Origin of the sequence: Siculibacillus lacustris (assembly GCF_004328075.1) — a bacterium.
Lineage (GTDB): Bacteria > Pseudomonadota > Alphaproteobacteria > Rhizobiales > Ancalomicrobiaceae > Siculibacillus > Siculibacillus lacustris.
The window spans coordinates 23,233-47,560 of sequence record NZ_SJFN01000024.1 but is presented as its reverse complement, the minus strand read 5'-3'; the positions used below and the strand labels follow the sequence as shown (position 1 = coordinate 47,560).

Annotated in this window: 23 protein-coding genes; 11 read left to right on the top strand and 12 right to left on the bottom strand. The window is 69.3% G+C overall.

From position 1 onward, the window contains the following. Positions 1-28: 28 nt before the first annotated feature. A complete protein-coding gene (locus EYW49_RS15585; protein ID WP_131310514.1) occupies positions 29-496 on the bottom strand; it encodes a cyclic nucleotide-binding domain-containing protein in 468 nt (155 codons plus the stop codon). Positions 497-543: 47 nt separating this feature from the next. Then, positions 544-1,227, bottom strand: a complete 684-nt coding sequence (locus EYW49_RS15580) for a response regulator transcription factor (RefSeq protein WP_131310513.1) — start codon at positions 1,225-1,227, stop codon at positions 544-546. A 247-nt stretch (positions 1,228-1,474) separates the two neighbouring features. On the opposite strand from EYW49_RS15580, the gene EYW49_RS15575 reads away from it, so the two are divergent. After that, a complete protein-coding gene (locus EYW49_RS15575; RefSeq protein WP_131310512.1) occupies positions 1,475-2,035 on the top strand; it encodes a L,D-transpeptidase family protein in 561 nt (186 codons plus the stop codon). A gap of 217 nt (positions 2,036-2,252) precedes the next feature. Here the strand turns inward: EYW49_RS15575 and EYW49_RS15570 are convergent, their stop codons facing one another. Further along, positions 2,253-2,936 (bottom strand): YggS family pyridoxal phosphate-dependent enzyme, encoded by a 684-nt coding sequence (locus EYW49_RS15570; RefSeq protein WP_131310511.1) that lies wholly within the window; start codon positions 2,934-2,936, stop codon positions 2,253-2,255. Between the two features lie 216 nt (positions 2,937-3,152). Between EYW49_RS15570 and leuS the strand changes: the two genes are divergently transcribed. From leuS to holA, 3 genes are read left to right on the top strand one after another with little or no spacing between them, the layout of a single operon-like run. Then, positions 3,153-5,774, top strand: a complete 2,622-nt coding sequence (leuS, locus tag EYW49_RS15565) for a leucine--tRNA ligase (protein ID WP_131310510.1) — start codon at positions 3,153-3,155, stop codon at positions 5,772-5,774. Continuing rightward, entirely contained in the window at positions 5,761-6,303 is a 543-nt protein-coding gene (lptE, locus tag EYW49_RS15560; RefSeq protein WP_131310509.1) for an LPS assembly lipoprotein LptE, read from the top strand. The genes leuS and lptE overlap by 14 nt, the downstream gene beginning before the upstream one ends. A 55-nt stretch (positions 6,304-6,358) precedes the next feature. Beyond that, positions 6,359-7,396: a DNA polymerase III subunit delta gene (gene holA / locus EYW49_RS15555; RefSeq protein ID WP_131310508.1), complete on the top strand. Its 1,038-nt coding sequence runs from the start codon at positions 6,359-6,361 to the stop codon at positions 7,394-7,396. A 118-nt stretch (positions 7,397-7,514) separates the two neighbouring features. Here holA and EYW49_RS15550 read toward each other — a convergent pair whose 3' ends face one another. The 5 genes from EYW49_RS15550 to mnmE all read right to left on the bottom strand — a co-directional run bounded on the left by EYW49_RS15550 (position 7,515) and on the right by mnmE (position 13,340). Further along, positions 7,515-8,384, bottom strand: coding sequence for a ParB/RepB/Spo0J family partition protein (locus tag EYW49_RS15550; protein ID WP_206365486.1), 870 nt, complete (start codon positions 8,382-8,384; stop codon positions 7,515-7,517). An 80-nt stretch (positions 8,385-8,464) separates the two neighbouring features. Further along, positions 8,465-9,292, bottom strand: a complete 828-nt coding sequence (locus tag EYW49_RS15545) for a ParA family protein (RefSeq protein WP_131310507.1) — start codon at positions 9,290-9,292, stop codon at positions 8,465-8,467. A 14-nt stretch (positions 9,293-9,306) separates the two neighbouring features. Continuing rightward, positions 9,307-9,948, bottom strand: coding sequence for a 16S rRNA (guanine(527)-N(7))-methyltransferase RsmG (rsmG, locus tag EYW49_RS15540; RefSeq protein WP_228259631.1), 642 nt, complete (start codon positions 9,946-9,948; stop codon positions 9,307-9,309). Between the two features lie 76 nt (positions 9,949-10,024). Further along, positions 10,025-11,920: a tRNA uridine-5-carboxymethylaminomethyl(34) synthesis enzyme MnmG gene (gene mnmG, locus EYW49_RS15535; protein ID WP_131310505.1), complete on the bottom strand. Its 1,896-nt coding sequence runs from the start codon at positions 11,918-11,920 to the stop codon at positions 10,025-10,027. 91 nt (positions 11,921-12,011) lie between these two features. Continuing rightward, positions 12,012-13,340, bottom strand: coding sequence for a tRNA uridine-5-carboxymethylaminomethyl(34) synthesis GTPase MnmE (gene mnmE / locus EYW49_RS15530; RefSeq protein WP_131310504.1), 1,329 nt, complete (start codon positions 13,338-13,340; stop codon positions 12,012-12,014). Between the two features lie 86 nt (positions 13,341-13,426). Here mnmE and EYW49_RS15525 point away from each other — a divergent pair, with 86 nt between their 5' ends. Continuing rightward, complete coding sequence (locus tag EYW49_RS15525; protein ID WP_131310503.1) at positions 13,427-15,454, top strand: thioredoxin domain-containing protein; 2,028 nt, start codon at positions 13,427-13,429, stop codon at positions 15,452-15,454. An 81-nt stretch (positions 15,455-15,535) separates the two neighbouring features. Here the strand turns inward: EYW49_RS15525 and rho are convergent, their stop codons facing one another. From rho to hemE, 3 genes are all read right to left on the bottom strand, one after another. Next, the gene (gene rho, locus EYW49_RS15520) at positions 15,536-16,801 is read right to left on the bottom strand and encodes a transcription termination factor Rho (protein ID WP_131310502.1); all 1,266 of its coding nucleotides are present in this window, start codon (positions 16,799-16,801) and stop codon (positions 15,536-15,538) included. Positions 16,802-17,117: 316 nt separating this feature from the next. Further along, entirely contained in the window at positions 17,118-17,645 is a 528-nt protein-coding gene (gene hemJ, locus EYW49_RS15515; protein ID WP_131310501.1) for a protoporphyrinogen oxidase HemJ, read from the bottom strand. Beyond that, positions 17,642-18,694 (bottom strand): uroporphyrinogen decarboxylase, encoded by a 1,053-nt coding sequence (hemE, locus tag EYW49_RS15510; protein ID WP_228259630.1) that lies wholly within the window; start codon positions 18,692-18,694, stop codon positions 17,642-17,644. The genes hemJ and hemE overlap by 4 nt, the downstream gene beginning before the upstream one ends. A gap of 404 nt (positions 18,695-19,098) precedes the next feature. On the opposite strand from hemE, the gene EYW49_RS15505 reads away from it, so the two are divergent. From EYW49_RS15505 to dnaQ, 5 genes are all read left to right on the top strand, one after another. After that, complete coding sequence (locus EYW49_RS15505; protein ID WP_131310500.1) at positions 19,099-19,926, top strand: pyruvate, water dikinase regulatory protein; 828 nt, start codon at positions 19,099-19,101, stop codon at positions 19,924-19,926. Positions 19,927-19,977: 51 nt separating this feature from the next. Then, positions 19,978-20,574 carry a Maf family nucleotide pyrophosphatase gene (locus EYW49_RS23460; protein WP_131310499.1) on the top strand — a complete coding sequence of 199 codons (597 nt, stop codon included), beginning with the start codon at positions 19,978-19,980 and terminating at the stop codon, positions 20,572-20,574. Beyond that, entirely contained in the window at positions 20,571-21,410 is an 840-nt protein-coding gene (locus EYW49_RS23455) for a shikimate dehydrogenase (RefSeq protein ID WP_131310498.1), read from the top strand. Before EYW49_RS23460 ends, EYW49_RS23455 begins: the two co-directional genes overlap by 4 nt. Then, positions 21,407-21,997: a dephospho-CoA kinase gene (gene coaE, locus EYW49_RS15490; protein WP_131310497.1), complete on the top strand. Its 591-nt coding sequence runs from the start codon at positions 21,407-21,409 to the stop codon at positions 21,995-21,997. The genes EYW49_RS23455 and coaE overlap by 4 nt, the downstream gene beginning before the upstream one ends. 92 nt (positions 21,998-22,089) lie before the next feature. Then, complete coding sequence (gene dnaQ / locus EYW49_RS15485; protein WP_131310496.1) at positions 22,090-22,800, top strand: DNA polymerase III subunit epsilon; 711 nt, start codon at positions 22,090-22,092, stop codon at positions 22,798-22,800. Between the two features lie 96 nt (positions 22,801-22,896). Here the strand turns inward: dnaQ and secB are convergent, their stop codons facing one another. Beyond that, entirely contained in the window at positions 22,897-23,373 is a 477-nt protein-coding gene (gene secB / locus EYW49_RS15480) for a protein-export chaperone SecB (RefSeq protein WP_131310495.1), read from the bottom strand. A gap of 232 nt (positions 23,374-23,605) precedes the next feature. Between secB and EYW49_RS15475 the strand changes: the two genes are divergently transcribed. Then, a complete protein-coding gene (locus EYW49_RS15475) occupies positions 23,606-24,310 on the top strand; it encodes a Tim44/TimA family putative adaptor protein (protein ID WP_131310494.1) in 705 nt (234 codons plus the stop codon). The last annotated feature ends 18 nt before the right edge of the window (positions 24,311-24,328 follow it).

Sequence of the window (24,328 nt, the reverse complement as noted above, 5' to 3'; positions counted from 1 at the left end):
GGTCGTTCCACATCCGGCGGGAAAGGAGTCAGTCGCGGTCGATCGCCGCGAGATCGGCGCCGATCCGCCCGACCACCGGCGACAGCGAGGTCAGCCGCTCGGCGATGCGGTCGTGCAGGGTCACGGCGATCGAGGGATATTCCTCGAGCATCCGCCGGAACAGCGAGCGGCGCACCGCCAGCACCCGCGAGCGGCCGTTCGACAGCGCCGCCACCGATCGCGTGGTCTCGACGATCAGCGCCAGTTCGCCGATCAGGGCGCCCGGCCCCAGCCGCTCGATCACCCGCGGCGGGTTCTCGCGCTCGTCGAGGAGGTCGATCCACCCGTCGATCACGATCGCCCCGCCCTCGGCGACGTCGCCGGCCGAGAACAGCCGCGCGCCGTCGCCGTAGTCGCGCGGATCGGCGCTGAAGGCGAGCAGACGCAGCGCTTCCGACGGGATCCCGTCGAAGAACGGCACGTTGCGGAGGAGATCGATGTCGCGCTCGAGGGACATGGCGGCGGAAACGGCTCCAGGGCGCCGGCGGGAAGCCGACGCGGGCGTCAGGGAACCAGCTTGTAGCCGCCGGCCTCGGTGACGAGAAGTTCGGCGTTCGACGGATCGCGTTCGATCTTCTGCCGCAGCCGATAGATGTGGGTCTCGAGCGTGTGGGTGGTCACGCCGGAATTGTAGCCCCACACCTCGTGCAGCAGCACCTCGCGCGACACCGGCCGTTCGCCGGCCCGGTAGAGATATTTGAGGATGCCGGTTTCCTTCTCGGTCAGGCGCACCTTGGCGCCCTTGTCGTCGACCAGCAGCTTGGCCGAGGGCCGGAAGGAATAGCGGCCGATGGTGAACACCGCGTCTTCCGTTTGCTCGTGCTGGCGCAGGTGGGCGCGCAGCCGGGCGAGCAGCACGGCGAACTTGAACGGCTTGACGACATAGTCGTTGGCGCCCGCCTCCAGGCCGAGGATCGTGTCGGATTCGGTGTCGTGGCCGGTCAGCATGATGATCGGCGCCTTGAAGCCGCCCTTGCGCAGCAGCTTGACCGCCTCGCGCCCGTCCATCTCGGGCAGGCCGACGTCCATGATCAGCAGATCGACCGGCTCGGTGCGGGCGATCTGGATGGCGCGGGTCGCGCCGTCGGCGGCCTGCGTCTCGAATTCCTCGTAGAGCGACAATTGCTCGACCAGCGCCTCGCGCAGATCGGCATCGTCGTCGCAGATGAGGATCTTGCGGGCCGCCATGGTCACCTCTCGTCTCGTCCCTCGGGCGCTCCGGCGACGACTCGCGCCGAAAGGCACGGATCCCGCCGCCGACGCGGCGCACGGGCCGCCGCCAACAGACCACCCTTCCGAAGTGGACGCAAGGCGCCGATCGGGCGCGCCCACGACACCACACCGGAATCGGGTCATACTGCGGTCGTCCACCGGTCTCGAGCCCGGATTCGGCATCGGAAGGCGACGTGTCGACGGAAACCATGGCGAGAATTGGATGACCGCAGCCTTCTTCGCGCCCGCCTCCCGCCCCGCCCGACGCCCGACCCGCATCCGCGTCCACCGCCGCCCCGGCACGCTCCATCTCGGCGTGATCACCGTCGCGGGCCTCCGCCTGCCCTGCGCCCTCGGCCGCACCGGCATCACCCGCTTCAAGCGCGAGGGCGACGGCGCCACCCCGGCGGGACGGCTCCAGCTGCTCTCGGCCCTGTGGCGCGCCGACCGCGCCCTGCCACCACGCGCCGCCCTGACGCTGACACCGATCCGCGCCGACGCCGGCTGGAGCGACGACCCGAGCGACGGCCGCTACAACCGGCCGGTCCGCCTGCCCTTCGCCGGATCGCACGAAGGCCTTCGACGCGACGACGCGCTCTACGACCGGATCGGCATTCTCGACTGGAACGTTCGCCGCCGCCGGCTCGGCGCCGGCAGCGCGATCTTCCTGCATCAGGCCCGACCCGACTACGCGCCGACCGCCGGCTGCATCGCGCTGGCCGCGCCCGATCTCACGCGCCTCCTCGGCCGGCTCGGGCGTCGGGCCGCCTTCGTGGTCGTCTGAACGCCCGCGCGCCCGGTGACGGCGTCGTTTCGCCGGTGCCGTTCCGCCTGCGAATCGACGTCGCCGCCAAGGCCCTCCGCAGCCCCGCCGACGGCCGCGAGACGCGGCCGCACCATGAGCCGGACCACCTCCGAAACGCCTGCCGGTGAGTCTGCAAACGAGCCGGTCGTTTCGTATTCGAAATCAATTCTCGGACGAATCGAATCCGCCGACTCGCTCAGGCTGCAGACGGCGCCGGCGCGGTCCGTGTCCCGAACAGCGCGCTGCCGACCCGTACGTGGGTCGCCCCGAAATCGATCGCCGTCTCGAAGTCCGCCGACATGCCCATCGACAACGCCGCCAGTCCCGCCTCCTCGGCGAGCTTGCGCAGCAGCGCGAAATGCGGCCCCGGCGACTCCTCGACCGGCGGGATGCACATCAGCCCGGCGATCGCCAAACCATGGACCTCGCGGCAGCGCGCCGCGAAACCCACCGCCTCGCGGGCGTCGACCCCGGCCTTCTGCGGCTCGGCCCCGGTGTTGACCTGGACGAAGCACCGCGGCGCCCGTCCCTGGCGCGCTGCTTCCGCGGCGATCGCCCCGGCGATCTTGTCGCGGTCGATGGTGTGGATCACGTCGAACAGCGCCACCGCCTCCGCCGCCTTGTTCGACTGCAACGGACCGATCAGATGCAGCACGATCCCCGGCGTCGCCTCCTTGAGCGCCGGCCACTTGCGCGCCGCCTCCTGCACCCGGTTCTCGCCGAACTGCCGTTGGCCGGCGGCGATCAGCGGCGCGATGTCCGGCGCGTCGAAGGTCTTGGAGACCGCGACCAGGGTCACCGCTCCCGTCGCTCGGCCGGCGATGCGCTCGGCCCGTTCGATGCGTTTGCGGATCTCGGCCAGACGGTCGGCGGCGGTCATCGGCTCACTCTCTCTCGCTCCGGGGAGCCCCGGCCATAGCACGTTCGCCCGCCCCTCGCGACACCACGGGCGTCGGCGGGACCTCGGAAATCCGCCGCGGCCATTGACCCACCGGCTGCTTTCTGGTGAAGGTCGCCCCGGAGTCCCGTGACGCGCGTCGCCGCCCCGACCGGCCGCCCCGCGCGCTCTCCCCCGCCTTCAACTGCGACGAGATCCATGGCAGCCGAGCGCTACAATCCCCGCGAAGCCGAACCGAAGTGGCAGACGATCTGGGCCCAAGGTGACGTCTTCTCGACCCGCAACGACGATCCCCGCCCCAAGTACTACGTCCTCGAGATGTTCCCCTATCCTTCCGGGCGCATCCACATGGGCCACGTGCGCAACTACACGATGGGCGACGTCGTCGCGCGTTACAAGCGCGCCAAGGGTTTCGCCGTGCTCCATCCCATGGGCTGGGACGCCTTCGGCCTGCCGGCCGAGAACGCCGCCATGGAAAAGAAGGTCCATCCCGCCAAGTGGACCTATGAGAACATCGACTACATGCGCGGACAGCTCAAGGTTATGGGCCTTTCGCTCGATTGGAAGCGCGAGATCGCCACCTGCGATCCGAGCTACTATCGTCATCAGCAGAAGATGTTCGTCGATTTCTTCAAGGCCGGGCTCGCCTATCGCCGCACCTCCAAGGTCAACTGGGATCCGGTCGACATGACCGTGCTCGCCAACGAGCAGGTCGTCGACGGCCGCGGCTGGCGCTCCGGCGCCCTGGTCGAACAGCGCGAGCTGGTGCAGTGGAATTTCCGCATCACCGCCTTCTCCGACGAGTTGCTCACCTCCCTCGACAGCCTCGACCGCTGGCCCGACAAGGTCCGGCTGATGCAGCGCAACTGGATCGGCAAGTCGGTCGGGCTCGAAGTGCGCTTCGAATTCGCCGGGCCGACCCCGGCCAGCGACACCACGCTGGAGATCTTCACCACCCGTCCGGACACCCTGTTCGGCGCGTCCTTCCTGGCGATCGCCGCCGATCACCCGCTGGCCCGCGCGGTCGGCGCCGTCGATCCCGCCGCCGCCGCCTTCCAGGACGACTGCCGGCGCATGGGCACCTCGGTCGCGGTACTGGAGACCGCCGAGAAGCTCGGCTACGACACCGGCCTGCGGGTGAAACACCCCTTCGTGGCCGGCAAGACTCTGCCGGTGTTCATCGCCAACTTCATCCTGATGGACTACGGCACCGGCGCGATCTTCGGCTGCCCGGCCCATGACCAGCGCGACCTCGACTTCGCCCGCAAATACGGCCTCGAAGTCACGCCCGTCGTGCTGCCGACCGGCGCCGATCCGGCGACCTTCACGGTCGCCGACGTCGCCTTCGACGGCGAGGGCACGCTGTTCAATTCCGACTTCCTCGATGGACTGGCGGTCGACGCCGCCTTCGAGACCGTCGCCGCGCGACTCGAATCGACGACCGTCGCGGGCCACCCCCAGGGTCGGCGCCGGGTGAACTTCCGCCTGCGCGATTGGCTGATCTCGCGCCAGCGCTACTGGGGTTGCCCGATCCCGATGATCCACTGCGACGACTGCGGTACCGTTCCGGTCCCGGTCGAGCAACTGCCGGTGCTGCTGCCCGACGATGCCACCTTCGACCGGCCGGGCAATCCCCTCGACCACCATCCGACCTGGAAACACGTCGCCTGTCCGGTCTGCGGCAAGCCGGCGCGGCGCGAAACCGACACCATGGACACCTTCGTCGATTCGTCCTGGTACTACACCCGCTTCACCGACCCGTGGAACACCGAGGCGCCGACCACCCGTGCCGCCGCCGACCGCTGGCTGCCGGTCGATCAGTACATCGGCGGCATCGAGCACGCGATTCTGCACCTGCTCTATTCGCGCTTCTTCACCCGCGCCATGAAGGCCACCGGCCACGTCGGCCTCGACGAGCCCTTCGCCGGCCTGTTCACGCAAGGCATGGTGGTCCACGAGACCTACAAGAACGCCGAAGGCCATTGGGTCTCGCCGGCCGAATGCGTCGTCGACGACGTCGACGGCGTGCGCACCGCCCGCCTCAAGGCCGACGGCAGCCCGGTGGCGATCGGCTCGATCGAGAAGATGTCGAAGTCGAAGAAGAACACCGTCGACCCCTCGGACATCATCGCCACCTGGGGGGCCGACACCGCCCGCTGGTTCGTGCTCTCCGACAGCCCGCCCGATCGCGACGTGATCTGGACCGAGGCCGGCGTCGAAGGCGCCCATCGCTTCGTCCAGCGCGTCTGGCGACTGATCGGCGACGGCGCCGAGCTGATCGCCGGGGCTCATACCGGCGCCGATCGCTCGCCCGCCGCCCTGGCGCTCGCCAAGATCACCCACAAGACCATCGCCGCGGTCGGCGACGACGTCGAAAAGCTCGGCTTCAACCGCGCGGTCGCCCGCCTCTACGAATTCGCCAATGCCATCGGCCGCACCATCGCCACGCCCGAGCCGGTCGCCGCCGACGCGACCCTCACCGCGGCTCTGGCCGAGGCCCTCGACGCCCTGGTGCGGCTGGTGGCGCCGATGATGCCGCATCTCGCCGAAGAGTGCTGGACAGTGCTCGGCCGGGATGGTCTGGTCTCCGAGACCCCATGGCCGGTCGCCGACCCGGCCCTGGTGGTCGACGACACCGTGACCTTGCCGGTGCAGATCAACGGCAAGAAGCGGGCGGAACTGACCATCGCCCGCGCGGCGAGCGAGGCGGAGGTGCGCGAGGCGACCCTCGCCCTCGACGCCGTCCGCGCCGCGCTCGACGGGCGTCCGCCGAAGAAGATCATCGTCGTGCCGCAGAGGATCGTCAATGTCGTCGCCTGACCGCTCCGGCCGCCGCGCCCTCGCCCGCCTTCTGCCCTGCGCCGCCCTCGTGCTCGGTCTCGGCGCCTGCGGCGCCGACATCCGGCCGCTCTACGGCTCGCTCCAGGGCGGCGCCACCGTCGAGGCGATCCGCCATGTCGACATCGGTCCGGGGCCGGACCGCATCGGCCAGCAGATCCGCAACGAGCTGGTCTTCGCCTTCTACGGCGGCGCCGGCGATGTCACGACCCCGGCGACCCACCGGTTGGAACTGACCGTGACCTCGAGCGCCAACGCCATCGGCGTAGTGCGCAACCAGAATCTGCCCTCGGCCTATGTCGAGCAGATCTCCGCCACCTTCGTCCTGACCGAGATCTCGAGCGGCCACACCGTCGCCACCGGCTCCGCCTTCGCCAACGCCTCCTACGACTATTCCCAGCAGCGTTTCGCCGACATCCGCGCCCATCGCGACGCCGAGAACCGCGCCGCCGGGGTGATCGCCGGCGACATTCGCAACAAGATCTCGCTCTACTTCGCCAACCGCCGTTGACCGGCGCCGATCCGGCCCCCGTCGGCGCGATCGGTGTCGTTTCGGAGTCGAATCCATGGTCGCGCTGAAGGGTTCGGAGATCGACGGCTTCCTGCGCCGCCCCGGGGATCGGGCCAGTCTGGTGCTGATCTACGGCCCCGACGACGGTCTCGTCGCCGAACGCGGGGTCCAATTGGTCGCCGCCGCCGGCGGCCGCAGCGACGATCCCTTCTCCCTCGTCCGCCTCGACGGCGCCACCCTGGTGGACGATCCCTCCCGGCTGATCGACGAGGCCTCGACCGTGTCGCTGTTCGGCGCCCGCCGCATCGTCTGGATCCGCGATGCCGGCAGCCGCAATATCCTTTCCGCCGTCCAGCCCCTGCTCGACCGCCCCGATACCGCCAGCCTGGTGGTGATCGAAGCCGGCGACCTCAAGAAGGGCACGGGCCTGCGCAAGCGCGTCGAGGACCATCCGAACGCCATCGCCCTGCCCTGCTATTCCGACGGCGCCGAGGAGCTGTCGCGACTGATCGACCGCGAGCTCGCCGAGTTCCGCATGACCATCGATCGCGACGCCCGCGAGGTGCTCGAGGCCCATCTCGGCGCCGACCGCCTCGCCTCGCGCGGCGAGATCCGCAAGCTCTGCCTCTATGCCCACGGCCGCGCACGGATCGGCCTCGCCGACGTCACTGCCGTGGTCGGCGACGCCTCGGCCTTCGCCGTCGACGAATTGCTCGACGCCGCGGCCGGCGGCGACCTCGCGGCCGCCGACATGGTGCTGCGCAAGCTCGCCGCCGCCGGCACCAACGCCTCGGTCGCCGGTACCATGCTGATCCGCCATTTCCAGCTGTTGCAGCGCATCCGCGCCGAGGTCGGCCCCGGCCGTTCGGCCTCCGACGTGGTCGGCGCTCTGCAGCCGCCGATCTTCTTCCGCCGCCGCCCCGAGATCGTCCGCCAACTCGGCCTGTGGACTCGCGAACGCCTCGGCCGCGCCCTCGATCTCCTCGACGAGGCGATGCTGCGCTCTCGCCGCATGCCGCTGCTCGCCGACGCGGTGATCGCCGACGCGGTCGTCACCCTCGCCCGGGTCGCCCGCGCCGCCGCGCGACGCTGAGAAATCGTTGCGGTCGCGAATCGGATTGCCGAAACGGAGCCCGGCGCGGAGCTGGAAATGCCGAAGGCGGGCCGTTGCCGACCCGCCTCCGTTGTCTCCTCGATGGCTCGAGCCCGGATCAGCCGCGCTGCAGGCGCCGGCACAGGTCGTCGAGCTGTTCCAGGGTGCGATAGCGCAGCCGCAATTCACCCGATCCGTCGGGGCGATGCTCGATCGTCGCCACCAGCCCGAGAATGTCGGACAGCGACTTCTCCAGCGCCATCGTATCGGCGTCCTTGACCTTGCCGCGCGCCGGCTTGGCCGGCTCGCTGGCCTTCGGCGCCGCGGCGAGCGCCTCGGCGTCGCGCACCGTCAGGCCTTTGTCGACGATCGTCGCCGCCAAGCCTTCCGGATCCTCGGTGCCGACCAGCGCGCGAGCATGGCCGGCGGTCAGCCGACCCTCGCGCAGGTGCTCCTTGACAGCCTCCGGCAGCTTCAACAGGCGCAGCGTGTTGGCGACATGGGACCGGCTCTTGCCGATCACCTGCCCCAGGTCCTGCTGGGTGTAACCGAATTCGGCGATCAGCTGGTCGTAGCCGAAGGCCTCTTCGATCGGATTGAGGTCGGAACGCTGGACGTTCTCGATGATCGCCAGCTCCAGCGCCTCCTTGTCGGAGACGTCCTGGACGATCACCGGGATCTCGTGCTGCCCGGCCCGCTGCGAGGCCCGCCAGCGCCGCTCGCCCGCGATGATCTCATAGTGGTTAGGGGCGTTCTTGGCCGGTCGCACCAGGATCGGCTGAACCACGCCCTTCTCGCGGATCGACTGGGCGAGATCGGCGAGATCCTGCTCGCCGAACTGCCGCCGCGGATTGCGCGGATTGGGGTGGATCAGCTCGATCGGCACGCGCTTCTGCCCACCCGAGCGATCGGCGCCCACCAGCTCCGGCTCGGCCACGTCGCCGAGCAGAGCCGCCAGTCCTCGTCCCAGACGCCTGCGTTCTTCCACCTTCGCCTCCCACACTTCGATGATCGGCCTTCGCGAGCGGCGATCGGAATTGGTTGTCGCCCGGTCGCCCGGGCTGCGCGTCACGCCGCCGCGGCTGCCCGCAGGCGCCGTTCGCGCTGGATGATTTCGGAAGCGAGACGGAGATAGGCCTGGCTGCCCGCCGACTTGAGATCATAGAGCAGCACCGGCTTGCCGTAGGACGGCGCCTCCGACACGCGGACATTTCGCGGGATGATCGTGTCGTAGACCGTGTCGCCCATGTGCTGGCGCACGTCGGCGACCACCTGGCCCGAGAGATTGTTGCGCGCGTCGTACATGGTCAGCACGATGCCGTGGATCGACAGTTCCGGGTTCAGCGCCCCCTTGACCTGCTCGACCGTCGACAGAAGCTGCGACAGGCCCTCCAGCGCGAAGAACTCGCACTGCAGCGGCACCAGCACCGAATGCGACGCGCTCATCGCGTTGATCGTCAGGAGATTGAGCGACGGCGGGCAATCGACGAGCACATAGGTGAACTGCGGCCGATCGGGCCCGGCGATCTCGCCATAGTGCTGCAGCGCCTTGCGCAGCCGGAAGGCGCGGTCGGCGGTCGCGGCGATCTCCAGCTCGACCCCGAGCAGATCGAGGGTCGACGGCGCCACCCACAGGCGCGGCACGGCGGTTTCGATCAGCACCTCGTCGAGGCCGCTGTCGCCGACCAGTACGTCATAGGTCGAGAGCCTGCGCGACCGGCGGTCGATGCCGAGGCCGGTCGAGGCATTGCCCTGCGGATCGAGATCGACGATCAGCACCTCTTCGCCGATCGCCGCCAGCGCCGTGCCGAGGTTGATGGCGGTCGTCGTCTTGCCAACGCCGCCCTTCTGGTTGGCGAGCGACAGGACGCGAGGCAATTTCGGTAGCGAGGCCATTGAACGACGCTCCATCAGGTCGGGGCGCGCGGCGCGATCCCGCGGATTTCCACCAGACGGCTTCCCGGTTCGATCCGACTGGGATGTTCTACCAGATTCAGGTCCCAAGATGCAGTGGCATCCGCCAGCTCGGACGCAAAATCTTGACCCTTGTGGAAAACCGCGACGGCGCCGCGGCCAACCAACGGCGCCACCATCGGGATCAAGCGCACCAATGGCGCCAGCGCTCGGGCGGAAATCGCCTCGATCGGCTCGGCGAAATCGGCGACGAACTCCTCGATCCGCACCGTATGAACGATCGCTGCGACGCCGGTCTCCCGCGCCACGGTGCGCAGGAAGGCCGCTTTGCCGTGGTTGCTCTCGACCAGATGAACCACCGCACCCGGCCGGTCGGCATTGACGATCGCCGTCACCAGGCCGGGAAAACCCGCTCCCGATCCGAGATCGAGCCAGCGCGTCGCCTCCGGCCGGATCGCCGCCACCTGGACCGAATCGGCGACATGGCGCCGCCAGATCTGCGGCAAGGTTCCCGGCGCCACCAGATTCTGGCTCTTCTGCCACTTCACGACGAGGTCGACATAGATCGTCAGGCGCTCGGCCGTTTCACGTGAAACAGGGTAAATATCGCTCACGCAGCGGAGGTCGTCGGTCGTCACGTCGGATCGCTTTCGAATCGATCGTCGGCGGTGCGACGACATCTCGGCGAGAGTCTACCGAGACCCCGTCCGCGCATCAATCCGCATCCGCCGTCCGCGCGTCGGCGGCGCGCAGATCGGCCTTGCGGGCATGGGCGAGCAGCAGCGTCAGCGCCGCCGGGGTCATGCCGTCGATGCGCCCCGCTCGGCCGAGGGTCTCCGGCCGCACCCGATCGAGCTTCTGGCGCAGCTCGTTGGACAACCCCGGCACCGTCGCATAGTCGAGCCCGTCGTCCAGCCGCACCGCCTCATCGCGCCGCAGGATCTCGACGTCGGACGCCTGTCGGTCGAGATAGACCGCGTAGAGCCCGTCGGTCTCCACCTGCTCGGCGACGTCGGCGCGCCACATGCCGATCTCCGGCCAGATCGCCGCGAGCCTCTTCAGATCGATGTCGGGCTGCCGCAGCAGGTCGAACAGGCTGCGCCGCACCCCGTCGCGATTGACCGTCAGCCCGAGCCGCCCCGCCTCGTTCGGGCTGACCGAGATCGACTGCGCCCAGGCGAGCGCGCCGTCGATCGCCGCAGTCTTGGCCGCGAACGCCGTCGCTCGCCGGGCGCCGATCAGCCCGAGCGTCTCACCCATCGGAGTCAGCCGCCGATCGGCATTGTCGGCGCGCAGCGACAGGCGATATTCCGCCCGCGACGTGAACATCCGGTAGGGCTCGGAGATCCCTTGGGTGGTCAGGTCGTCGATCATCACCCCGATGTAACTGGTCTCTCGCGCGAACACCGCCGGACTCGTTCCGGAGGCGAATCGGGCGGCGTTGAGCCCGGCGACCAGCCCTTGCGCCGCCGCCTCCTCGTAGCCGGTGGTGCCGTTGATCTGACCGGCGAGATAGAGCCCTTCGGCCCGCCGCAATGCCAGATCCGGCGTCAGCTCGCGCGGATCGATGTGGTCGTATTCGATGGCATAGCCGGGGCGGATCATCTCCACCCGTTCGAGCCCGGGGATCGAGCGCAGCATCGCCTCTTGGGCATCGGCGGGCAGCGACGTCGACAAGCCGTTGGGATAGACCGTCGGATCGTCGAGTCCTTCCGGCTCGAGAAAGATCTGGTGGCCATCGCGATCGCCGAAGCGGACGATCTTGTCCTCGATCGACGGACAATAGCGCGGACCGCGGCTGTCGATATGGCCGCCGTACATCGCCGAGCGACCGAGATTGTCGCGGATGATCCGGTGGGTCTCCGGCGTCGTCCGGGTCACGCCACAGGCGATCTGCGGGTTGGGTAGACCCTCGGTCAGAGTCGAGAAGGGCACCGGCTCGGCGTCGCCCTCCTGGCGCTCCACCGCCGCCCAGTCGATGGTCCGTCCATCGAGCCGCGCCGGCGTCCCGGTCTTGAGCCGGCCGAGCTGCAGACCGAGGTCCGCGAGGCTCGACGACAGACGCAGCGCCGCCGGATCGCCGACCCGCCCGCCGACGCTGCGCTGGTCGCCGATGTGCATCAGCCCGTTGAGAAAAGTGCCGGTGGCGATCACCACGGCACCGCAGGCGAGCGACCGGCCGTCGCCGAGTTCCACCCCGACCACCCGCCGGCCGTCGCACACCAGCCGCGCCGCTTCGCCTTCGACGACCGTCAGACCGGCAATCGCCGCCAGTTCCTGCTGCATCGCCGCCGCATAGAGCCGGCGGTCGGCCTGGGCCCGCGGGCCCCGCACCGCCGGCCCCTTGCGGCGGTTGAGCAATCGAAACTGAATTCCGCCCTGATCGGCCACCCGCCCCATCAACCCGTCCAGCGCGTCGATCTCGCGCACCAGGTGGCCCTTGCCGAGCCCGCCGATCGCCGGATTGCACGACATCGCCCCGATCGTCGACCGTTTGTGGGTGAGCAGGACGACGCGCGCGCCGACCCGCGCCGCCGCCGCCGCGGCTTCGCAGCCGGCGTGTCCGCCACCGATCACCACCACGTCGATCGTCGAATCTGATGTCGTCACCGAATCGTCCCCATGGGATTTGCGTCTTCCTCGATCGATCCGGAGTCGAATCAATGTTTCACGTGAAACACTGTTCCGAGTCCGAATCGAGTCATTTGCCGATGCAGAACTCGCCGAAGATCACGTCGAGCAGGTCGTCGACGCCGATCGCCCCGGTCAGCCGACCGAGCCGATCGGCGGCAGTCCGCAGGTCCTCCGCACGCAGTTCCGCCGGCAGATCCGCTCTCAGCGCTGCCGAATCGAGCGCCGCCGCAGTTCCTGCGAGTTCGATCCGGTGCCGCTCCCGGGTCGGACCGAGATCCGCCCCGCCGCCGGCACCCGATTCCGCCTCCGCCGCCATCGCCGTCACGAGAGCATCGACCCCGGCTCCGGTCCGCACCGAGACCGCGAATCGCCGATCATACCGTTCCGGACCCGACTCGGTCACCACGGCGCCGAGATCGGTCTTGGCATCCACGCGCCACAGCAACGCCGTCCCGACGTCCCCCGGCTCGGACGCCGCGACGTCCGGCGCGCTCATCCACAGCACGAGATCCGCCGCCGCCCCGCGCGCTCGCGCCCGCCGCATCCCCTCGGCTTCGATCGGACCGGACCCGTCGCTCCGCAGTCCGGCGGTGTCGATCACCGTCACCGGAACCCCGGCGAGATCGAGGTGCACCTCGATCGGATCGCGGGTGGTGCCCGGCTCGGCGGTGACAATCGCCGCTTCGCGCCGGGCAAGAGCGTTCAGCAGGCTCGACTTGCCGACATTGGGCGGCCCCATCAACACCACCTGATAGCCGGAGCGCAGCCGTTCGCCCCGCCGGCCGTCGTCGAGATGCCGTCGGATCGCCGCCGCGAGCGCACCGGCGATGCCCCAGGCCGCCTCCGCCGTGTCGCCGGGAATGTCCTCTTCATCCGAAAAATCGAATTGCGCCTCGACCAGCGCCCGGGCCCGGATCACTTGCGCCCGCCAGCTTTCGTAGAGCCGCCGCAAGTCCCCGTCGGCCTGGCGCAACGCCTGGCGATGCTGAGCCTCGGTCTCGGCCGCCAGGAGATCGGCGAGGCCCTCGACCTGGGTGAGGTCCATCCGCCCGGCGATCAACGCCCGCCGGGTGAATTCGCCGGCCACCGCCGGCCGCACCCCGTCGAAGCTCCCGAGCCGGCGCAGCACCGCCGCGACCACCGCCCGGCCACCATGCACCTGCAACTCGGCGAGATCTTCGCCGGTGGCGCTGCCCGGGCCCGGGAACCACAGAACCAGACCGCGGTCGAGCACGCGGCCGTTCCCGTCGACCAGCGACCGCAGCACCGCCCGGCGCGGCACCGGCACGCCGCCGACGAGGCCGACGAGCACCGTCCGGCAGGCCGGGCCGGAGACCCGGATCACCGCGATCGCCGCCGGCAGGCCGCCGCTCGAAAGTGCATAGATCGTGTCCATTCCGCTCGAGACCCGGCCTTTCCTCGCGCGCTCGTCGCGCTACTGTGGGTGTCGTGTGCGTCGCCGACCGACGCGAGGAGCGCTCCGTGACCCACCCCGCCGCCAATCTGCTCGCCGACGCCACCAGCCCCTACCTGCTCCAGCATGCCGCCAACCCGGTCCACTGGCGCCCCTGGGGGCCGGAAGCCCTCGCCGAAGCGCAGGCCACCGGCAAACCGATCCTGCTCTCGGTCGGCTACGCCGCCTGCCACTGGTGCCATGTCATGGCCCACGAATCCTTCGAGGACCCTGACGTCGCGGCGGTGATGAACGCCCTGTTCGTCAACATCAAGGTCGATCGCGAGGAGCGTCCCGACATCGATCAGATCTACATGGCCGCGCTCCACGCCTTCGGCGAACAGGGCGGCTGGCCGATGACTCTGTTCCTCGATAGCACCGGCGGGCCGTTCTGGGGAGGCACCTATTTCCCCAAGGAGCCGAAGTGGGGTCGCCCCGGCTTCGTCCAGGTGCTCCACGAGATGGCTCGCATCCACGCCGAGGAGCCGCAGAAGGTCGCCAAGAACGCCGCGGCGATCCGCCGGCGTCTCGAACAACAGGCCGGCGCCGGCCCCGGGGTGCTCGGCCGCGACTTCCTCGACGCCGCCGCCGAGCGTCTGCTGGAACTGGTCGACCCGCGTCACGGCGGCACCCGCGGCGCACCGAAGTTCCCCCAGACCAACCTGCTCGAACTGTTCTGGCGCGCCGGGCGCCGCGGCCCGTCCGAGGACGGCGTCGCCGCCACCTTGCTGACCCTCGAGCGGATGAGCCGTGGCGGCATCTGGGACCACCTCGGCGGCGGCTTCGCCCGCTATTCCACCGACGAGGTGTGGTTGGTCCCGCATTTCGAAAAGATGCTCTACGACAATGCCCAGATCCTCGAGCTTCTCGGGCGGGCCTGGGGCACCGCCGGCCTGCCACTGTTCCGGGAGCGAATCGAAGGCATCGTGACCTGGCTTTCCGACGAGATGACCTTGCCCGGCGGCGCCTTCGCCTCGGCCATCGACGCCGACAGCGAACACGAAGAGGGCCGTTTCTACGTCTGGAGCGCGGAGGAGATCGTCGAGGTGCTGGGGCCGGCCTTCGACGAGTTCGCCGCCGCCTACGACGTGCGGCCGGGCGGCAACTGGGAAGGCAAGACCATCCTCAACCGCAGCGCCGACGATCGGCCCTGGGACCGCGCCCGCGAGGCCCGCCTCGCCGCCTCGCGCGCCGCTCTGCTCGCCCGCCGCGCCGGCCGCATCCGCCCGGCCACCGACGACAAGGTGCTCGCCGACTGGAACGGCGCGATGATCCATGCGCTGGCGCTCGCCGCCCGCCGGCTCGATCGGCCGGACTGGCTGGATCGGGCGACCGCGGCCTATCGTTTCATCGCCGAATCGATGACCCGCGGCGATCGCCTCGGCCATTGCTGGCGCGCCGGCCGGCTGCTGTACCCCGGCCTGTCGGGCGACCACGCTCACATGATCCGCGCCGCCCTCACCCTCTACGAGACCACCCGCGCCGCCGGCTATCTCGACGACGCCCTGCGCTGGGCCCGCGCCCTCGAGCGCCATCATGCCGATCCGAGCGGTGGCTGGTTCGTCACCGCCGACGATGCCGAGGCGCTGATCGTCCGGCCGCGCTCGGCCAAGGACGACGCGGTGCCCAATCCCAATGCGGTGGCCGTCGATGCCCTGGTGCGCCTGGCGGTGTTCACCGGCGACGCCACTTGGACGGCCCGCGCCGAGGCCGCTCTCGACGGCCTGTCGGGCGCCATGCTCGCCGACATCTACGCCACCGCCGGGCTCGGCGCGGCGCTCGACACCCTGCTGGGTCTGATCGAGGTGGTGCTGATCGTACCCGCCGGCACCGACGGCGAGGCCCTGCGTCGTGTCGTGTTCGAATCGAACGACCCGCGCGTCGTTCTGTTCGAAACCGAATCGACCGCCGGCCTCGCCGCCGATCATCCCGCCGCCGGCAAACCGGCGGTCCAGGGCCTGCCCACCGCCTGGGTCTGCCGCGACGGTGCCTGCGGCCTGCCGGTCACCGAACCGAGCCCGCTGCGCACGCTGCTGGAGACCGGTCGGCCGGTATGAGCGAAAACGAAACGACCCGCCGGGACGAGTGTCCGGGCGGGTCGACCGATCGGTTCGGATCCGAATCGCCGGATCGGCAGCTCAGGTGTTCATCGAATCGAAGAAGTCGGCGTTGCGCTTGGTCTGGCGCAGCTTGTCGAGCAGGAACTCGATCGCGTCGACGGTGCCCATCGGTGTGAGGATGCGGCGCAGGACGTACATCTTCTTGAGCACGTCGGGCGGCACCAGGAGCTCTTCCTTGCGGGTGCCCGAGCGGGTGATGTCGATCGACGGGAACACCCGCTTGTCGGCCACCTTGCGGTCGAGGATGATTTCCGAGTTGCCGGTGCCCTTGAACTCTTCGAAGATCACCTCGTCCATGCGGCTGCCGGTTTCGATCAGCGCCGTGGCGATGATCGTCAGCGAGCCGCCGTTCTCGATGTTGCGGGCCGCGCCGAAGAAGCGCTTCGGCCGCTGCAGGGCGTTGGCGTCGACGCCGCCGGTCAGCACCTTGCCGGACGACGGCACCACAGTGTTGTAGGCGCGCCCGAGACGAGTGATCGAATCGAGCAGGATGACCACGTCGCGGCCGTGTTCGACCAGGCGCTTGGCCTTCTCGATGACCATTTCGGCGACCGCAACGTGACGCGAGGCCGGCTCGTCGAAGGTCGAGGACACCACCTCGCCCTTCACCGTGCGCTGCATGTCGGTGACTTCCTCGGGCCGCTCGTCGATCAACAGGACGATCAGGAAACAGTCCGGGTGATTCGAGGTGATCGACTTGGCGATGTTCTGCAGCAACACCGTCTTGCCGGTGCGCGGCGGGGCGACGATCAGCGCGCGCTGACCCTTGCCGAGCGGCGTGACGATGTCGATGACGCGGGCGGAGTTGTCCTTGGAGGTCGGCTCCTCGGGCTCCATCTTGAAGCGCTCGTCGGGATAGAGCGGCGTCAGATTGTCGAAGTGGACCTTGTGACGGGTCTTCTCCGGATCCTCGAAATTGATCGTGTTGACCTTCAGCAGCGCGAAATAGCGCTCGCCCTCCTTGGGGCTGCGGATGTGGCCTTCGACCGTGTCGCCGGTCCTGAGCGAGAACCGCCGGATCTGCGACGGCGACACGTAGATGTCGTCAGGACCCGCCAGGTAGTTGGCGTCCGGCGACCGCAGGAAGCCGAACCCGTCCTGCAGGACCTCGACCACACCCTCGCCGATGATCTCGACGTCGCGCGCCGCGAGCTGCTTGAGAATCGCGAACATCAGCTCCTGCTTGCGCATGGTGCTGGCGTTCTCGACCTCGAGCTCCTCGGCGAAGGCGAGCAGATCGGTCGGCGACTTGCCCTTGAGGTCCTGGAGTTTCAATTGCTGCATGAGAAGCGGTCTCTCGAGTATGAGCACGTGACCGCCCGACTCGGAGTCGGCGGTCGAGACGTCGGAAGGGGGGTGAACCTTCGCGCGGTACGGAAGTCTGTCGCGCGACGTTCGAGAAGGGAGGGAGCGGACGTGCAGAGCGGCTCGGGCGGCCGGGCCTCTTGTCCGATTCGGTCGCCCCGGAAGGGCGCATTCGATTCCGAATACGGGGTCGTCTGCTTCGGGAGAGCACGGGGAAAATAGTCTGCTGCGCGGCGCTCGACAAGACCCCCCGACAGAGATTGCTGCGAGATCGCTCGAACGGGCTTTCGAGACCTCAGAACGGCTGGACCACCACCAGGATCACGATCACGATCATCAGCAGGGTCGGCACTTCGTTCATCAGCCGCCAGTGCCGTGCCACCCGTCGGCCCTGATCGCGGGCGAAGTCGGCGACCGCCTTGGCGAAGTAGCCGTGCACCCCCGACAGGATCACCACGCCGGCCAGTTTGGCGTGCAGCCAAGCGCCTTGAAACTCATGGATCTTCCAGGCGAGCCAGAGACCGGCGACCCAGGCCACGACCATCGCCGGATTGATGATGCCGCGCAGCAGGCGCCGCTCCATCACCTTGAACGTCTCCGACTGGACCGAGCCGATCTCGGCGCCACAATGGTAGACGAACAGCCGCGGCAGATAGAGCATCCCGGCCATCCACGAGATCACCGCCAGGATGTGCAGCACCTTGATCCAGGCATAGGACGACGAGGTCACCGGCACGTAGATCGCGAGGCCTGCGAAGGCGAGACCGGCCGTGACCAGCCAGATCAGCGTCCGGCGCAGGCGATTCGGCACGTCGGCGTTCATGCGGTCGCCCTCGTCCCGGCGCTGCGCACCCGCTCGACCATCCGCGCCACATGGGCCGGATCGGCGTCGGGCGTGATGCCGTGACCGAGGTTGAAGATCAGCCGGCCGTCACCGAGTTCGGCGAGCACCCGGTCGACACCCTCGTCGAGCGCCCGACCGCCGATCACCACCCGCATCGGATCGAGATTGCCCTGGACCGCAACTCGCGGCTGGACCTCGGCGCGAACGAAGGCCGAGGGAATCGTCCAATCGAGACCGACCGCATCGACTCCGGTGGATGTGACGAAATCGACCAGACCCGCCTGCACGCCCTTCGGAAAGCCGATCACCCGGATACCGGGATGCTGCGCCCGGAGCCCGGCGACGATCCGCGCCGTCGGGTCGATCACCCAGCGCCGCAGTTCGGACGGATCGAGGACCCCGGCCCAGGTGTCGAAGATCTGCACCGCATCGACGCCGGCCGAAACCTGCGCCGAGAGATACGCGATCGAGGCGGCGACCAGCACATCGATCAACTGCGCGAAGCCCTCCGGGTCGGTCAGAGCGGCGCGGCGGGCCGGCGCCTGATCGGGGGTTCCCCGTCCGGCGATCATATAGGTCGCCACGGTCCAGGGCGCCCCGCAGAAGCCGAGCAGGGTGGTCTCGTAGGGCAACCCCGCCCGGATCAGTTCGATCGCCTCGTAGACCGGTCCCAGGCGCCGGGCGATGCCGTCGAGATCGAGTCGACCGACCTCCGAGAGATCGAGCGGCTCGAGCCGTGGCCCTTCGCCTTCGACGAAAGCCACTTTACGACCGAGCGCGTCGGGCACCACCAGGATGTCGGAGAACAGGATCGCCGCATCGAAGCCGTAGCGCCGGATCGGCTGCAGCGTGACCTCGGTCGCGAGCTTCGGCGAATAGCACAGATCGAGGAATCCGCCGGCCTGAGCCCGGGTCGCCCGATACTCCGGGAGATAGCGCCCAGCCTGCCGCATCATCCAGATCGGCGGCGGGAACATCCGTTCGCCCGCCAACACCGCCAGCACCTTGCGCTCACCCACCGAACTCACCCACAGCCCTCCCTCTTACAGATCTTCTTCGAAGGAAGAATTTCTATGACTCTTAGTCGGTGGATTACCGGGATCAAGCGCCGTCCACAATGACTCACGTGAAACACCCGCTCTCGAGGTCGTGTCGACGCCGATTCGACGGGTTGTCCACCGCCCGCCTCGTTAACCATTCGTTAACGAAGGTTACCAAGCCCTTAACGAGATCCCTCGGATACCGCGGGCTGTGGACGAGGAGTCGATGACGCCCGCGCCGCCGATCTTCTCCACCGACCCCTCGCGGACCGGCCCGTTCGGCCCCGGACGATCGGATCTGTTGATCGTTTTGGTCGAACGGGAGAGAGTGACCCTCGGCCGCCGGAATCGAGGAGTTGTTCCGGTCCGGTCCGGGTGCTGGGGACAAACCTGTGAAGACCTCGTCCAACTTCTTCCATCTCCATCTGATTTCGGATTCGACCGGCGAGACTCTGATCACCGTCGCCCGCGCCGCCGCGGCCCAGTACGAAGCGATCGAACCGATCGAACACGTCCACCCGCTGGTGCGCACCGACCGCCACCTCGACAAGGCGCTGGTCGAGATCGAGCAGTTCCCCGGCATCGTCCTCTACACCCTGGTCTCGGCCGACCTCGCCACCCGGCTCGAGCGTTTCTGCCTCGAGCAGGGCCTGCCTTGCGTCTCGGTGCTGGCGCCGGTGCTCGACATCTTCCAGTCGTTCCTGAACCTCACCCAGACCCACCGGGCCGGCGCCCAGCACGCCCTCGATGCCGACTACTTCAAGCGAATCGAGGCGATGAACTTCACCATGGCCCATGACGACGGCCAGTTGCCCGCCGATCTCGACGAAGCCGACATCGTCGTCCTCGGCATTTCGCGAACCTCCAAGACCCCGACCTCGATCTATCTCGCCAATCGCGGCCTCAAGGTCGCGAATGTGCCGATCGTCCTCGACATTCCGCCGCCGCCGACCCTGTTCTCGGTGTCGCGACCGCTGGTCGTCGGACTGGTCGCCAGCCCCGACCGCATCGCCCATATTCGCGAGAACCGCATCCTGACGCTGGGCTCCAAGAGCTTCGACCACGCCTATGTCGATCGCGCCTCGATCGCCGCCGAGCTGACTCTGATGCGGCGGATCTGTACCGACAACGAATGGCCGGTGATCGACGTCAGCCGCCGCTCGATCGAAGAGACCGCCGCCGCCATCATCGCCCTGCTGCGCACCCGGCGGCACGGCTGACCCGACCCCAGTCCGCCCCGGCCTCCCCCGCGACCTCCCATCCGAGATCCCATGACCCGTCTGATCCTCGCCTCCAAGAGCCCGTCGCGCGCCGCCCTTCTCGCCGGCGCCGGCCTCGATTTCGCGCTCGAACCCTCCGACGTCGACGAACGCGCGGTCGAGGCGCCGTTGCTCGCCGCCGGCGCCGATCCCGGCACGCTGGCCCTCCATCTCGCCGAAGCCAAGGCGCTGGCCGTCGCGGCGCGGTTTCCCGACGCCCTGGTGCTCGGCTGCGACCAGACCCTCGGCCTCGACGGCGAACGTTTCGTCAAGCCGGAGAGTGCCGCCGACGCTCGCCGCCAGCTCGAACGCCTGCGCGGCCGCCGCCATACGCTGCATTCGGCTCTGGCCCTGGCGGAGGGCGACAGCGTGGTGTGGCGCACCGTCGAGGTCGCCGGCCTGACCATGCGGGCCTTCGGCGACGCCTTCCTCGACGACTATCTCGCCCGGGTCGGCGACGCGGTGCGGGCGAGCGTCGGCTGCTATCAGCTCGAAGGCCTCGGCATCACCCTGTTCGAGGTGATCGACGGCGACTATTTCACCATCCTCGGCCTGCCGCTCCTGCCGCTGCTCGCCGAACTGCGCCGCCGCGGAGGACTGCCGTCGTGACCCATTCCCCGCGCGCCTTCGTGATCGGCTGGCCGATCGCCCATTCCCGCTCGCCGCTGATCCACGGCCACTGGCTCGCCGAACATGGCCTCGCCGGCTCCTACGAGCGCATCGCCGTGGCGCCCGATTCGATCGACGCTTTCCTGCGCGATCTGCCGACCTCGGGCTTCGTCGGCGGCAACGTCACCGTGCCGCACAAGGAGGCGGCTTTTCGGATCGCCGCCGAAAGGGACGCGGTCGCCACCGCCACCGGCGCGGTGAACACCCTATGGATCGACGGTGGACGACTGTGCGGCGGCAACACCGACGGTCCCGGCTTTCTCGCCAATCTCGATGCCGAGAGCCCGGGTTGGGACCGCTCGCCCGGACCGGTCGTGGTGCTCGGCGCCGGCGGCGCGGCCAGCGCCGTCGCCTGGGGATTGGCGGCCCGCGGCTTCGCCGTCCGCCTGGTCAATCGCACCGCCGCCCGCGCCGAAGCCCTCGCCGCCCGGCTCGGGTCGGGCGTCGCCGCCCACCCCTGGGCCGACCTGCCGAAACTCCTCTCCGAGGCCCGGCTGCTGGTCAACACCACCTCGCTCGGCATGGTCGGCAAGGAGCCGCTCGACCTCGATCTGGCGCCGCTTCCCCGCGATGCCCTGGTCACCGACATCGTCTATGTGCCGCTCGAGACGCCACTGCTCGCCGCCGCGCGCGCCCGCGGACTGGCCACCGTCGACGGTCTCGGCATGTTGCTGCATCAGGCGGTGCCGGGCTTCGAACGCTGGTTCGGGGTCCGCCCGGCGGTGACCCCGGCGCTGCGCGCGGTGATCCTCGCCGACATGGCGAGGGCGGGATGATCGTCCTCGGTCTGACCGGCTCGATCGGCATGGGCAAGACGACCACCGCCGGCTTCCTGCGCGCCGAGGGCGTGCCGGTCCACGACGCCGATGCCGCCGTCCACGCCCTCTATCGCGGCGCCGCGGTGGCGCCGATCGAGGCGGCCTTTCCCGGCACCACCCGCACCGGGGTCGTCGACCGCGCCGCGCTGGCCGCCCGCGTCCTCGGGGACGCCGCCGCCGTGGCCCGCCTCGAGGGGATCGTCCATCCGCTGGTGCGTACGGCGGAAGACGCCTTCCGTGCCGCCGCCCGCCGCGCCGGCTGCCGCATCGTCGCCCTCGACGTGCCGCTGCTCCTCGAGATCGGCGGCGCCGCCCGGGTCGACGTGGTGCTGACCGTCACCGCCCGACCTGAGATTCAACGCGCCCGCGTCCTCGCCCGCCCCGGCATGACAGAGGAGCGCTTCGCCCAGATCCTCGCCCGCCAGATGCCCGACGCCGAGAAACGCCGCCGCGCCCACGGGGTGATCGACACCTCCGACGGCCTCGAGGCCGCGCGCCGTCAGGTGGCCGGCTGGCTGCGCGCTTTTCAGGGGATGAGCCGCTGACCGCCGTCCGCCGCCCGATCGACACCCTTGCGCGAGCGGCTCACCCCTGATTCGATCGGTCGGTCCGCGAACGGACGACGGGAGTCTGTCTCTTGCGCGAAATCGTCTTCGATACCGAGACCACCGGCCTCGATCCCCGTCAGGGTGATCGGGTGGTCGAGATCGGCTGCGTCGAGCTGGTCAATCACATCGTCACCGGCCAGACCTTCCACGTCTATCTCAACCCCGAGCGGACCATGCCGCGCGGCGCCTTCGACGTGCACGGCCTGTCCGATGCCTTCCTCGCCGACAAGCCGAAATTCGCCGAGATCGTCGACGACTTCGTCGCCTTCATCGACGGCGCCCGCCTGGTCGCCCACAACGCCGACTTCGACATCCGCTTCCTCAACGCCGAGCTCGCCCGGGTCGGTCGGCCGCCGATCGGCTCCGACCGGGTGGTCGACACCCTGGCGCTGGCCCGCCGCCGCCATCCCGCCGGACCCAATTCCCTCGACGCCCTGTGCAATCGCTACGGCATCGACAACACCCGCCGCGACTTCCACGGCGCGCTGCTCGACAGCGAGCTCTTGGCCGAGGTCTATGTCGAGCTGATCGGCGGCCGTCAGGCGGCGCTGACCCTGGTCACCGACGCCAGCCCCCGGGAGACCGACGCCTCGGGTGGCTTCGTCGAGACGGCCGGCCACCCGCGCCGCCGCCCGTCGCCGCTGCCGTCGCGCCTCCATCCCGAGGAGCTCGCCGCCCACCGCGCCTTCCTCGCCGAACTCGGCGAGCGCGCCCTGTGGCACCAATGGGCCGAAGACTGAGGCCGAGATCCGGCCCCTGAAACGACGAAGTCCCGATCCGGTCCGTGAGGACCCGCATCGGGACTTCGCATCGTCTGGGGACGTCGGTACGGGCGATCAGTTGACCGCGCCGGCCGCCGCCGTCTGGGCCGCGTTCTGCTGATAGAGCGCGACGAAATCGATCGGGTCGAGCATCAGCGGCGGGAAGCCGCCGTTGCGGGTCGCATCGGCCAGGATCGCCCGGGCGAAGGGGAACAGCAGCCGCGGGCATTCGATCAGCACAAAGGGGTGCAGATGCTGCTCGGGCACGTTCTGGATCCGGAACAGGCCGGCGTAGAGCAGTTCGACGTTGAACAGCACCGATTCGGCGGCGCCGCCGGCCTGCGCCGTGATCTTCAGCTCGACCTCGAACTCGGTCGCCGACAGCGGCTGCGCGCCGACGTTGACGTTGATCGTGATCTGCGGACCTTCGGGCTGGGGAGCGAGCGAATTGGGGGCGTTGGGATTCTCGAAGGAGAGATCCTTCACGTATTGGGCGAGGACGTTGAGCGACGGGGCTTCGGTCGGAGGCGTCGCATTGGAGGCGTCGGTCATCGATGGTTCTCCGGGTGCTCGCGCGTCGCGCGAGCGACGGGCCGGCGTTTCGCTAGCATGGGAAGCCGCGGCGGCACAAGCAGTCGGACGTCGTCGACGCCGCGCCCCTCGCACCGCGGCCTCGGAGTTGCTAAATAAGGGGCGACGACGATCCGGCCGCCGGCCGGACGCACTTCGCGCATCCGTGACCCGCCTCCGACGGCGGACGGAGTCGGTACGGGACGGGCCCAGAATGAACGTCGACATCTACACCATCGTCTTCTTCGCCATCGCGGTGGTGATCTTCGTCCGCCTCTACCGCGTGCTCGGCACCAAGACCGGCGCGGAGAAGCCGCCCTTCGTCCCCGACGATCATCGCGACCGGGTCGACGACGGATCGGCCGGCAACGACAACGTCATCTCGCTGCCGCGTCAGGTCGACGCCGCGCCGCGCCGCGAGCCCGCCGACCCGGCGACCGTCGATCCGCTCGCCGTGCCGGGTTCCTCGCTCGCCGCGGCGCTGCGCACCGTCGTCGCTGCCGACCGCAACTTCGAGCCGACCCATTTCGTCACCGGCGCCAAGGCGGCCTACGAGATGATCGTCACCGCCTATGCCGCCGGCGACCGCAAGACCCTCAAGACCCTCCTCTCCAAGGAGGTGATGGACAGCTTCGGTCGCGGCATCGACGAGCGCGAAAAGAAGGGCGAGAAGGTCGAGTTCACCTTCGTCGGTCTCGACAAGGCCGACATCGTCGAAGCCGCCCTGGTCGACGGCTTCGCCCGGATCACCGTGCGCTTCGCCGCCAAGGTGATCTCGCTGACCCGCGCCGCCGACGGCACCATCGTCGACGGCGACGCCGGCCGCCTGTCCGATCTGCTCGACGTCTGGACCTTCGCCCGCGAGGCCGCATCCTCCGATCCCAACTGGCGTCTGGTCGAGACCCGGGCGGTCGCCTGACGCGGTCCGCCCCCGACG

Excerpts from the sequence above, each read along its gene's own strand:
- EYW49_RS15585 (WP_131310514.1), bottom strand. The coding sequence starts at position 496 with ATGTCCCTCGAGCGCGACATCGATCTCCTCCGCAACGTGCCGTTCTTC.
- EYW49_RS15580 (WP_131310513.1), bottom strand. The coding sequence starts at position 1,227 with ATGGCGGCCCGCAAGATCCTCATCTGCGACGACGATGCCGATCTGCGC.
- EYW49_RS15575 (WP_131310512.1), top strand. The coding sequence starts at position 1,475 with ATGACCGCAGCCTTCTTCGCGCCCGCCTCCCGCCCCGCCCGACGCCCG.
- EYW49_RS15570 (WP_131310511.1), bottom strand. The coding sequence starts at position 2,936 with ATGACCGCCGCCGACCGTCTGGCCGAGATCCGCAAACGCATCGAACGG.
- leuS (WP_131310510.1), top strand. The coding sequence starts at position 3,153 with ATGGCAGCCGAGCGCTACAATCCCCGCGAAGCCGAACCGAAGTGGCAG.
- lptE (WP_131310509.1), top strand. The coding sequence starts at position 5,761 with ATGTCGTCGCCTGACCGCTCCGGCCGCCGCGCCCTCGCCCGCCTTCTG.
- holA (WP_131310508.1), top strand. The coding sequence starts at position 6,359 with ATGGTCGCGCTGAAGGGTTCGGAGATCGACGGCTTCCTGCGCCGCCCC.
- EYW49_RS15545 (WP_131310507.1), bottom strand. The coding sequence starts at position 9,292 with ATGGCCTCGCTACCGAAATTGCCTCGCGTCCTGTCGCTCGCCAACCAG.
- mnmE (WP_131310504.1), bottom strand. The coding sequence starts at position 13,340 with ATGGACACGATCTATGCACTTTCGAGCGGCGGCCTGCCGGCGGCGATC.
- rho (WP_131310502.1), bottom strand. The coding sequence starts at position 16,801 with ATGCAGCAATTGAAACTCCAGGACCTCAAGGGCAAGTCGCCGACCGAT.
- hemJ (WP_131310501.1), bottom strand. The coding sequence starts at position 17,645 with ATGAACGCCGACGTGCCGAATCGCCTGCGCCGGACGCTGATCTGGCTG.
- EYW49_RS23460 (WP_131310499.1), top strand. The coding sequence starts at position 19,978 with ATGACCCGTCTGATCCTCGCCTCCAAGAGCCCGTCGCGCGCCGCCCTT.
- coaE (WP_131310497.1), top strand. The coding sequence starts at position 21,407 with ATGATCGTCCTCGGTCTGACCGGCTCGATCGGCATGGGCAAGACGACC.
- secB (WP_131310495.1), bottom strand. The coding sequence starts at position 23,373 with ATGACCGACGCCTCCAATGCGACGCCTCCGACCGAAGCCCCGTCGCTC.
- EYW49_RS15475 (WP_131310494.1), top strand. The coding sequence starts at position 23,606 with ATGAACGTCGACATCTACACCATCGTCTTCTTCGCCATCGCGGTGGTG.